The 10,340-nt window shown below is 41.5% G+C and carries 10 protein-coding genes; all 10 read left to right on the top strand.

Annotation, left to right across the window (positions count from 1 at the left end; all coding sequences use genetic code 11):
- Positions 1-1,028 (top strand): methyltransferase domain-containing protein (locus JXR81_11525; GenBank protein ID MBN2755472.1); only part of this gene is annotated, 1,028 nt, incomplete at its 5' end.
- Between the two features lie 36 nt (positions 1,029-1,064).
- The gene (locus tag JXR81_11520) at positions 1,065-2,351 is read left to right on the top strand and encodes a hypothetical protein (protein ID MBN2755471.1); all 1,287 of its coding nucleotides are present in this window, start codon (positions 1,065-1,067) and stop codon (positions 2,349-2,351) included.
- Complete coding sequence (locus tag JXR81_11515; GenBank protein MBN2755470.1) at positions 2,344-3,555, top strand: glycosyltransferase family 4 protein; 1,212 nt, start codon at positions 2,344-2,346, stop codon at positions 3,553-3,555. Before JXR81_11520 ends, JXR81_11515 begins: the two co-directional genes overlap by 8 nt.
- Positions 3,552-4,322, top strand: coding sequence for an ABC transporter permease (locus JXR81_11510; protein ID MBN2755469.1), 771 nt, complete (start codon positions 3,552-3,554; stop codon positions 4,320-4,322). Before JXR81_11515 ends, JXR81_11510 begins: the two co-directional genes overlap by 4 nt.
- Positions 4,322-5,044: an ABC transporter ATP-binding protein gene (locus JXR81_11505; GenBank protein MBN2755468.1), complete on the top strand. Its 723-nt coding sequence runs from the start codon at positions 4,322-4,324 to the stop codon at positions 5,042-5,044. The genes JXR81_11510 and JXR81_11505 overlap by 1 nt, the downstream gene beginning before the upstream one ends.
- A gap of 40 nt (positions 5,045-5,084) precedes the next feature.
- The gene (locus JXR81_11500) at positions 5,085-5,750 is read left to right on the top strand and encodes a methyltransferase domain-containing protein (protein ID MBN2755467.1); all 666 of its coding nucleotides are present in this window, start codon (positions 5,085-5,087) and stop codon (positions 5,748-5,750) included.
- A gap of 28 nt (positions 5,751-5,778) precedes the next feature.
- Positions 5,779-6,555 (top strand): hypothetical protein, encoded by a 777-nt coding sequence (locus JXR81_11495; GenBank protein ID MBN2755466.1) that lies wholly within the window; start codon positions 5,779-5,781, stop codon positions 6,553-6,555.
- 40 nt (positions 6,556-6,595) lie between these two features.
- The gene (locus JXR81_11490; GenBank protein ID MBN2755465.1) at positions 6,596-7,177 is read left to right on the top strand and encodes an acyltransferase; all 582 of its coding nucleotides are present in this window, start codon (positions 6,596-6,598) and stop codon (positions 7,175-7,177) included.
- Positions 7,174-8,301, top strand: a complete 1,128-nt coding sequence (locus JXR81_11485) for a DegT/DnrJ/EryC1/StrS family aminotransferase (GenBank protein ID MBN2755464.1) — start codon at positions 7,174-7,176, stop codon at positions 8,299-8,301. The genes JXR81_11490 and JXR81_11485 overlap by 4 nt, the downstream gene beginning before the upstream one ends.
- 555 nt (positions 8,302-8,856) lie before the next feature.
- Positions 8,857-10,056: an ATP-binding protein gene (locus JXR81_11480; GenBank protein MBN2755463.1), complete on the top strand. Its 1,200-nt coding sequence runs from the start codon at positions 8,857-8,859 to the stop codon at positions 10,054-10,056.
- Positions 10,057-10,340: the final 284 nt, after the last annotated feature.

Below are 10,340 nucleotides of genomic sequence, written 5' to 3'. Positions count from 1 at the left end.
TTTTACCCGGTTATGTTGAAGATGTGGATTTATGTTACAGGGGGTGGAAGGCAGGATATAAAGGCTATTACGAACCTGCTTCTGTTGTATATCATAAAGGACGGGAAACATTTAAAAAATTTTATGATGAAAAAAAGATGCTTGTGTTCAGCTACAGAAACACATTTCTTTTTGTGTGGAAAAATATGGGAGTACTGTCTCTTGCGGGGCATTTTTTTATGCTGCCTCTGACTGTTGCCGTATTTGTTTTTACCGGCAGGTTTTTGCATGTTTTAGGAGTTGTGGAAGCTTTTCAAAAGGCGGGAAGCATTAAAAGGCAAAAATCAAAATTAAACGAAACGGTTGCGTATAAACTTGCCAACAGCGACGATGAAATAGTAATCGGAGAAACGAAAGGCAATAAGAGGCAAGATTCAGAAGAGTTGGGCGAACCCGCCGGACAAGGGCCTGCGATGTGTTTTCCTGAAAGCGCCCTTGCGCATAAACTGCTTGACGGACTTAGGGGCCTTGAAATAGGCGGTTCCGCGCATAACCCTTTTGGGTTGAATACAAAAAATGTTGACTACACCGGCGATATGAATACTGTTTTTAAACGGGAAGAAGTTAAAATATGCGGCAAAGCTATGCCGGTTGATATAGTGGCTTACGGTGATAAACTGCCGGTTCAGGATAACAGCCAGGACTTTGTGGTCAGTTCGCATGTTCTGGAACATTTTTTTGACCCTATAGCGGCTCTGAAAGAATGGTACAGGGTTGTAAAAAACGGCGGCTACCTGTTTATGATAGTGCCTCATAAAGAAAGGACTTTTGATAAAGAAAAAGAAAGGACGACGCTAAAGGAACTTATAGGCAGGCATGAAGGCAGGTTTAAAAACAGAAAATTAAATTATCATGATCATTTTTCTTTTTGGATAACGGAGGATGTTGTTGAAATTATAAAATATTTAAACTGGGAAATCGCGGAAATAATGGATACGGACGACAAGGTGGGAAACGGATTTACGGTGGCTGTAAAAGTTGTTAAATAATATCTTTTTTAAATAAGAAGAAAGGCGTTAACAGTTATGTTTCAAACAGCGGTTAAAATTCTAAGGATTTTTGAAGCGGGCGGTTTTAAGGCGGTTATAAAAAAGGCGAAATTAAAGATAAAGCGTATTTTATTTTTTGATATGCCTTATAACCCCGCGCGCACGGCGAAGGGCAATAATGATTTTTCTGCCGAAACAGGCCCGCTGTACACGGTGGATGCACCGTCAAAAAGAAAAAGGCTTAATCTTGTCACGGATGTATTTGAAAACTTATTTGAATCGGCGGAAGTCTCGTTTGCGCTGGCCGGCAGCCTGGCTGCCAATAACGGAATGACGTTAAGGATAATAACAAGGGAAGCGCCGGCTGATATAAAAACGTTTAATAATTTTATGGAAAAACGAAAACTGCGAATGCCGAAATATGTTGAATTCTATTCGGATTATAAAAGAGTCAGAAACGCGGGGCTTTTAAGGCTTGAAGTTTCCGATAATGATTATTTTATTGCCGATTCGTGGAAGGGAGCTTCCGCCATAACCCGGACTTTTAAAAATAAAAGGTTTTTTTGGCTGCTTAAAGAATCTGATACGGTTCATCTCCCTGATAATGACGCGCGCCTGCTGTATGGCAATACCATGAATAACGCGAATATTGATTTTTTTATACTGTCCAAAAATCTGTATCAGCGGTTTAACCGCGTAAAAGCGCGCAATGTGATTAAAAACAGCTGTTATTTCCAGCCTGTTTTTTCCGTGAAACCTGAAAAAGCAAGTTTTGCCGAAAAACAGCAGTTCAGGCTTTTATACACAAAAAGGCATGATACAAAATCAGGGCTTTATAAAACCGGGCTTAAAATTATTGACATGGCCGTAAGCGCGGGAATTATAGATACAAATAAATGGAGGATTCTAATGCATGGAACTGAAGCCGGGGATTTTAATTTTTCGGATAAAAGCCGGCCGTTATATGTTAAAGATATTTTTACCGATGACGGGGCCGAATTAGCGCCAACAGTTGACCTTACGGTTTCTTTTAATTATTCGCATTGTCCGGATTATAAAGCGGTGGAAATGGCGGCAGCAGGGTCTGTTTTGCTGACAAACAGGGACAATATCTACAGCCCGGGCGCTTCGCCGGGAAATATTATATATTCGGATTTGGATAAAAGTGCAATGCTTAAGGCTTTTGGCTGCGCGGTAAAACTTGCGGAAAATCCTTCTGAAAGAAAGGGTAATTACAGGAAATATGAATTTGCACGCAGCTGGGATAAAGCGCTTGCGCCCGTAAATGAGTTCGCGTCAGAGAGGTTAAAGTATCATGCGTAAGTTAAAAACACGGTTTGGTGCCGCATTCACAAATGTGAAGCCCTGGGATATTTCTTTAAAAAAAAGAATAAAAATTTTGTATGAAGCACGCGAAAACGGGATGAAAACAGCGGTATATCTTTATGAAAGCCCGGACAGCAGCACTTTCAGATACAGGGCTTATAACATGTGTCAGGCCCTTGAATTCGGCAAAAAGTGGAGAGGGTCATATTTCTTTTCTTATGAACTTGAAAAACTGCGGGAATATTTTGATTTTATTAATCTTGCCGTGGCGGTAAGGTTCAGGTGGACGGAAGAACTTGACCTTTTTATAAAAGAGTGCGGGGAACATTCGGTTAGGATTCTCTTTGACCTTGATGACCTGGTTTTTGACACCGGCAGAATAAAATTTTTTCTTAATACGCTGGGCGAAAATTTGTCTGATGAAAATACCTGTAATTTCTGGTTTGCTTATTTTTCAAGGATAAACAGCGCGGCGTCCCTCTGCGACGCGCTTCTTTCAACAAATGAATTTTTGGCATCAAGGCTTAAAAGGCATTATAAAAAACCGTCATTTGTGATACGTAATTTTTTAAATGAAGAACAGATAAGCGTTTCGCGGGAACTTTATGAACAAAAAAAAGCACGGTCTTACAGCCATCCGTTTGTGATAGGATATTTCAGCGGCTCGCATTCGCACAGCCATGACCTTGATGTTGCCGCGCCGCAGATCGCGCGGCTTATGGAAGAAAATAAAGAAATTAAATTTAAAATAGCGGGTTATATAAAAATGCCGGAAGCATTAAAGCCTTTTTCTAAAGAAAGGGTAATAATGGTGCCTTTTAAAGATTTCAGGGAACTGCAGAAAGAAACATCCGAAGTTGACCTTAATATAGCGCCGCTTATTGACAATGAATTCACTAACTGTAAATCAGAACTTAAATATTTTGAAGCTGCTGCCGCGGGCACAGTGACGTGCGCTTCGCCGGTGTTTTCCTTTAAGAAAGCAATAGTGCACGGTAAAAACGGTTATTTATGCGGAAGCGGCGGCTGGTACAGCGTTATAAAAGAAATTTATAAAAAGGGCGTTGATGCCAAAATTGTACAAAACGCTAAAAAGCACGCGCTTTTACATTATTCTCCCGAAAATCAGTATGAAAATATTGAAAAAGTTCTTGAAAACGCATGCGCCATAAAGGGTTCTAATAAAAGGAGAATGAAGTGATTAAAAGGGATTTGCAGAGAAATATTGACCTGTTTGTAATACTGGTTAAAAAAGAAATAACTCTTAAGTATAAAAGGACAGTGCTTGGGCTGGCGTGGTCGCTTTTAAATCCGGTTCTTATGGCTTTGGTATATTATCTTGCTTTTAGTGTTTTTATGAGGATTAAAATGGAAAATTACGCGTTATTTTTGTTAAGCGCGCTTTTTCCGTGGAACTGGTTTTCTGCATCTGTTCTGATGTCTGTTAACACTTTGACAGGCAATACCGATCTTATAAGAAAGGTGGTTTTTCCAAAACACTTTCTGGTTCTTTCGCTGGTGGCGGGCCAGTCTGTAACAATGCTTTTTTCCATACCCGTGCTGGCGGCAATACTTGTCTTTGGCGGAAAAATGCCGGGGATAGAGTGGCTGTACGGTGTTCCGATTCTGATAATAATTCAGTTTATCACATTGTCCGGAGCGGCAATGGCGGTTTCTATTGTTAATGTATTCTTCAGGGATCTTGAATATATTGCGGGCGTTTTTATGACAATGCTTTTCTGGCTTACGCCCGTTATATATCCGCTGTCCGCTGTCCCGGAAAAATTCAGGGTACTGCTTGCCGCCAATCCCATGCTTTATCTTATAGAAAGCTGGAGAAGCCTTATAATGCATAACGCCATAAACTGGCAGTATATAGGTTTTGCTTTTGCCGCGTCTGTTATGTTTCTTCTGGCCGGAATTATAATATTTAAGGCGCTTGAAAAAAAGATTGACGGGGTAATCTGATGATAACTGTCAAAAATCTATGGAAAAGTTATCCCGCGTTTTCTGATAAACCCGGTTTTAAGGAATTTGTGATTAATATAGGAAATTTTATAAAAAAGAGGAAAGAAGTTTTCTGGGCGCTTAAGGATGTGTCTTTTGAGATAAAAAAAGGCGAATGCGTCGGAATTATAGGAAAGAACGGCGCGGGCAAATCCACGCTTTTATCGGTCCTGCTTGGCGTGTCAGAACCCACAAAAGGCACTGTTCTTGTCAGGGGAAAAAGGACTCCGCTTCTTGCCCTTGGCGCAGGTTTCAGCCCGGATCTTTCCGGCAGGGAAAATATAGTAATAAACGGGATACTGTTAGGGCATACAAAAAAAGAGATGACGGCTAAAATTGAACAGATAACGGCTTTTGCCGAACTTGAAAAGTTTATTGACAGCCCGGTCAGGACCTATTCCTGGGGTATGTATATGCGCCTTGCTTTCGCGATAGCGGTTCATACCGAGCCGGAAGTGCTTATGATAGATGAAATCCTTGCGGTAGGCGACAGTTTTTTTCAGGTGAAATCAGCGGACGCAATCAAAAAACTTATAAAAAACGGCGTGACAACGGTATTTGTGTCGCATTCGCCACAGGCAATTACGGATTTATGCACAAGAGTAATATGGCTTGACCGCGGCGCGGTTGCGGGCGACGGCGACCCCAAAAAAGTTTTAACGGATTATATGATGAAAGGATAAAAGGTTTTTAAATATAACCTGAAAAATAAGGAGTTAAAAAGTGAAAGTAATTATGGAAACAACCGGGACAAGCTACAAACAGGGGGAACTTACTACTGCCTTTACACAAATGGTTGCGGAAATGAAAGAACCAACAGTGCTGGAAGTTGGAACCAAGCAGGCAATTCCCGGAAAGACAAGCATGCACAGGGAATGGTTTCCGAACGCAAAAGGGCATTATGGCACTGATTTTCAGGAAGGGGTGGATGTTGATATCACAGCTGACCTTCATGAACTTTCTAAAGCGTTAAAAAGGCAGAGTAAAATACCAAAAAAATTTGATGTGATAATATCCTGCGCTGTTTTTGAACATGTTTTAAACCCGTTTGTGGCTGTTTCGGAGTGCGCGAAAAGCCTGAACCCGGGCGGGCTTATGTATGTAACTGTTCCAAACTGTTTTCCCATACATGAATTTCCCAATGACTACTGGAGATTTACAATAGAAAGCCTTTCATATCTTATGCGGCAGGCCGGTCTTATAGTGCTGGACGCGGCATACACATCGCCGACGCAGATTATGTGTGAAGATGACCCTGCTGTTAAAAATTTTGCCTCCTTTTTAATGGTGGCTTGCATAGCGAAAAAACCCGAAAAAAAAGGCAATATAGTAAAGAGAGCCGCAAGAAAAGCCATTAATATGGTTAAAAAACTTAATCAGGGAAAATAATAATAATGTATGCCGGCAGGGCTGTTAAATGAAAATTTTCGTGTTTTCGCCGGATTACACGCATCAAAGCGGCGGTATAGAGGCAATGCACTACCTTATGTACCTTCTGCAAAGGTGCGGGCATAAAGTAATTACAAACACCGCGGTTTATAACCCCGCGTTTGATTTAAAACCGGAATTCAGGCTGCTGCCGGAAAGAACCGATGATATGATTATAGCGCCTGAAATAATAAATCTTGAAGGTTTTTATAATCTTGCAATACCCGTGCTGCGCTGGGTGCTTTATTTTCCGGGCAGGCACGGCGGGCCTGCCGTATTTCCAGAAGAAGAAACGGTTTATCATTACAGAAAAGTTTTTAAAAAAGAGGCAAAACAAGCTTCTTATTATAAACGGACAAAAGAATTATTTCTGCCGCACCTGTCAAAAGAGGATTTTAAGATAAAGCAGAAAACACTAAGGGATAAAGGCGGCCTTTATTTTGTACATAAAGGTAAAAACCTAAAAGCGCACCCGGAATCAGCGGTTGAAATTAACAGGGAAAACACGGTTACAAGGGAAATGTATCTGAATTTATTAAGGCGGTATAAAACGCTGTATTGTTATGACCCTGATACTTATCTGCTTGCGGAATCGTTTCTGTCGGGCATGAAAGTGATGGTGTGGGATTATAAAGGCAATAAATGGAAGCGGATTTTATTCTGCCGCGAAAAGTTCAGAAATTACGCGCGCGACGCGAAAAACGTGCAAAAAATACTGAAGGATTTTTCCCGTAAAAACAAAATGAAAACTACAGGCAACCTTTAAAGAAGAAAATCTTTCTGAAAAAATAAGGGAGAATATTGAAATGAATTACAGCAGGGGCGAACTGGAAAAACTGGGTTTAAAGAAAATCGGAAAAAATGTGTCAATCGCGAGATCGTGCGTTATAATTAACCCGCAGTATGTTTCTGTCGGAGACAACAGCAGAATTGATGTTTTTTGTATTTTAAGCGCCGGAAGCGGCGGAATAGAGATAGGCAGCAACGTGCATATAGGGGCCGGGGCATATATTTTTGGGGGCGGCGGTCGCGTTGTGCTTTCTGATTTCTGCGGCATATCGTCTAAATGCGTTTTATATACGTCAAATGACGATTATACACAGGGGCACCTGACAAACCCCACAGTGCCGGGAAAATTCAAGAAAACAGAATCAGGGCCGGTTATTTTAAAAAAACACGCAGGGACAGGAAGCGGCTGTGTTATTCTGCCGAATGTCACGATGGGGACAGGCTCCGGAGCGGGCGCGCTGACGCTTATCCGCAAAGATGTACCGGATTATTTTATTGTCGCGGGTAATCCGCCAAAAAAAGTGGCGGAAAGGGACAGGCAGCTTCTGGAAAAACTTGAACGGGAATACCTTGAATATAATAAAACGGAGGGGTTATGACAGGGGGGTTTAAAGAACCGGTTTATGTCACAAGGCCTTTATTGCCTGATTTGGAAAAATTTAAGTTACGGCTTAATAAAATCTGGGAATCAAAATGGCTGTCAAATATGGGGGAACAGCACAGGTTATTTGAAGAAAGCGCGCGGAAAGCTCTTAAGGCGCCATATGTGTCCCTCTTTAATAACGGGACAACAGCCCTTATGGCCGCGGTCAGGTTTTTGGGCCTTAAAGGCGAGGTTATTACAACCCCGTTTACTTTTCCGGCAACTCCGCACGCGCTTTTGTTAAATGGGGTTCACCCTGTTTTTTGCGATATTGAAAATGAAACCATGAATATAGACCCGGATAAAATAGAAGCGGCAATAACTTCCAAAACAACGGGTATTCTTGCGGTTCATATATTTGGAACCCCGTGTGATACGGTTAAAATACAGAAAATAGCTGATAAACACGGCCTTAAAGTAATTTATGACGCGGCTCACGCTTTTAATACGGAAATTGACGGCGTGGGAATAGGGAATTTTGGGGATATATCAATGTTCAGTTTTCACGCCACGAAACTTTTTAACACGGGCGAAGGCGGATGTTTAACTTATAAGGACGGCTGTTTTAAACCGGGAATTGAACTGTTAAGGAATATGGGAATAAAGAATGAAGAAGAGGTAATAACAGCCGGTTTTAACGGCAAGATGACCGAGATTCAGGCGGCGTTGGGGATGTTAAACCTTGAATTGATTGAAGAAGAGAGGGGTAAAAGGAGCAGGCTGCAAGAGATATATCACAGGGAATTAAGCGGTGTTGAAGGCGTTGCCTGCTATAAAAATCCTGAAAATATAAAAGAAAGCCTTCAGTATTTTACAGTAAGAATAGATGAAAAACAATTCGGTTCAAGCAGAGACAGTGTTTATGAAGAGTTTAAGAAATATAATGTTTTTACAAGAAAGTATTTTTATCCGCTGTGCAGCGAATATCCGTGTTATAAAGATTATCCTTCGGCAGAAAAAGAACTTCTGCCATCCGCGCACAAAGCGGCAGATGAGGTTTTATGCCTTCCGTTTTACGGGGAATTAACAAATGAAGACGTTGAAAAAATATGCGGGATTTTAAAGGGGTTAAAAAAATAAAGTTATTTTTAGCCGTTTTTGGTTTTGCCGCCTTTCAATGCATTCAAGGCAGTTTGAATTTGTTTTTAATGCACGAACACAACATGTTGCGTCTTGTTTTTGTCTGAATTTACCATTGTAGGGGACGTGCTCCCGCGCGTCCCGTTTCTGTTTTTTCTGACCCTCCGTCCCTCCGTGCATCTGACCCTCCGTCCCTCGGTATTATCGTTCTGCCGTTACCAAGCCTCTAAGCCTCTAAGCGTCTAAGCGTCTAAGCCTCCGCCTTTATCTATAGGTTTGTTGTGGGGGTTATCAAATTCTCGAATCTCGAATTTCGATTCTCGATATCCTTCCGTCCCTCCGTGCATCCGTCCCTCCGTCCCTCGGCTTTTATCATCCCTCCGTATTATCGTTCTGCCGTTACCAAGCCTCCAACTTATTCAGCAGTTTCAGTTATTAAGTAATCCTTAATAACCGTGTCGGCCGGAAAAGGGCCTGATGTACACTGGTGCAAATTTACGATGCCAAACTAAATTTGCACTTGACTGATAAACCTTTATATTTTATTATATAAATATGGAAAACATATATTTAAAACGGGATATTGAAAAGGCATTTAAACAGATAATAACAGAGTTTCCGGCTGTGACCGTAACCGGTCCACGTCAGGCCGGTAAAACCACCCTGATAAAACACATTCTTGGAAAAGATTATGATTATGTAACCCTTGATGATTTTTCCGCAAGGCGGCTTGCCCAGACGGATCCGGGCATGTTTTTAGATACTTTTTTTAAGGGAAAACTGATTATTGACGAAGCACAGTATGCGCCGGATCTTTTTCCGCAGATTAAAATGAAAATAGATGAAAATCCGCGTGAAAAAGGCAGGTTTATAATAACAGGCTCGCAGAAATTTCTGCTTGCGGAGAAATTTACGGAAACACTGGCGGGCAGGGTTGGAATACTTAGCATGGAAACTCTGTCGTTAAGTGAAATTTCCGCTTTCACGGGAATAAAAAACGGGCAGGAACTTTTTGAAAATGCATGCCTTCGCGGCACGTACCCGCAGGTATATGCGGAAAATATCAGCAGCCTTCAAAGATGGTATGATACATATATCCAGACTTATTTAGAGCGCGATGTTAAGACCCTTTATAATGTCGGTGACATTACCGCTTTTTCGGCTTTTTATAAAATATTGTCATACCGCTGCGGGCAGATTTTGAATTTAAGCGCCATTGCCGCGGATATAGGGGCGGCTGTCTCTACTATAAAAAAATGGGTGTCAATCCTTGAAGCGGGCGGCCTGATATATCTGCTTTATCCATATCATGCCAATACAAGGACAAGGCTTACAAAAAGCCCCAAAGTATATTTTATGGATAACGGAATGGTATGCAGGCTTAATAATATTACGGATAAAAAAACGCTTAATACATCGCCGCTTTTGGGTTATCTTTTTGAAAATTATTGCATCAGCGAAGCTGTTAAAAAAGTAAGAAATACAGGAGCTCGGGAAACTTTTTTCTTTTACCGGACAGCAAAGGGCGCGGAAGTGGACCTTGTCATTGAAAAAGAAGGGAAGTTTACCCTGTGTGAATTTAAATCCGGGATGCGTTTTGAGCCGGGCATGCTGGACGGAATAAAAGACGCAAGGGCAAAAATCGGGGCATTTTCAGGGGCACAAGCGTATGTGGTAAATTCATCAGAAGACAATAATAATATCAACCCGGCAACAGGGATAATAGGAATAAGGAAGTTTTTGGAAATGCGGTGATGCTGCCTTTATCTATTGGATATGGGATATAAGTTTATGGGTTAATCTCTTTTTATGGTTTATTGCCCGCCTTTGGAATCTATGGGCTTGCTTTATGCTGTTTCTGCCGTTACCAAGCCTCTAAGCATCCAAGCGTTCCAAGCCTCCGGGTGTAGCTGTTATCAAATTTTCGAATCTCGAATCTCGATATCCCTATAGCCATCGTGTGTTTTATTGCCTTGGTAGCCGCGTCCTTTTAGGGCGCGTTGTTTATTGTTTGCCCTTGCTGATTTTTCGTTCTGCCG

Source organism: Candidatus Goldiibacteriota bacterium (assembly GCA_016937715.1).
In the GTDB taxonomy this organism is placed as follows: domain Bacteria; phylum Oederibacteriota; class PGYV01; order PGYV01; family PGYV01; genus PGYV01.
The sequence above is the reverse complement of the archived record's forward strand: the minus strand, read 5'-3'. Positions and strand labels throughout refer to the sequence as shown.

Coding starts and splice junctions, on each gene's coding strand:
- JXR81_11520 (MBN2755471.1), top strand. CDS start 1,065: ATGTTTCAAACAGCGGTTAAAATTCTAAGGATTTTTGAAGCGGGCGGT.
- JXR81_11515 (MBN2755470.1), top strand. CDS start 2,344: ATGCGTAAGTTAAAAACACGGTTTGGTGCCGCATTCACAAATGTGAAG.
- JXR81_11505 (MBN2755468.1), top strand. CDS start 4,322: ATGATAACTGTCAAAAATCTATGGAAAAGTTATCCCGCGTTTTCTGAT.
- JXR81_11495 (MBN2755466.1), top strand. CDS start 5,779: ATGAAAATTTTCGTGTTTTCGCCGGATTACACGCATCAAAGCGGCGGT.
- JXR81_11490 (MBN2755465.1), top strand. CDS start 6,596: ATGAATTACAGCAGGGGCGAACTGGAAAAACTGGGTTTAAAGAAAATC.
- JXR81_11485 (MBN2755464.1), top strand. CDS start 7,174: ATGACAGGGGGGTTTAAAGAACCGGTTTATGTCACAAGGCCTTTATTG.
- JXR81_11480 (MBN2755463.1), top strand. CDS start 8,857: ATGGAAAACATATATTTAAAACGGGATATTGAAAAGGCATTTAAACAG.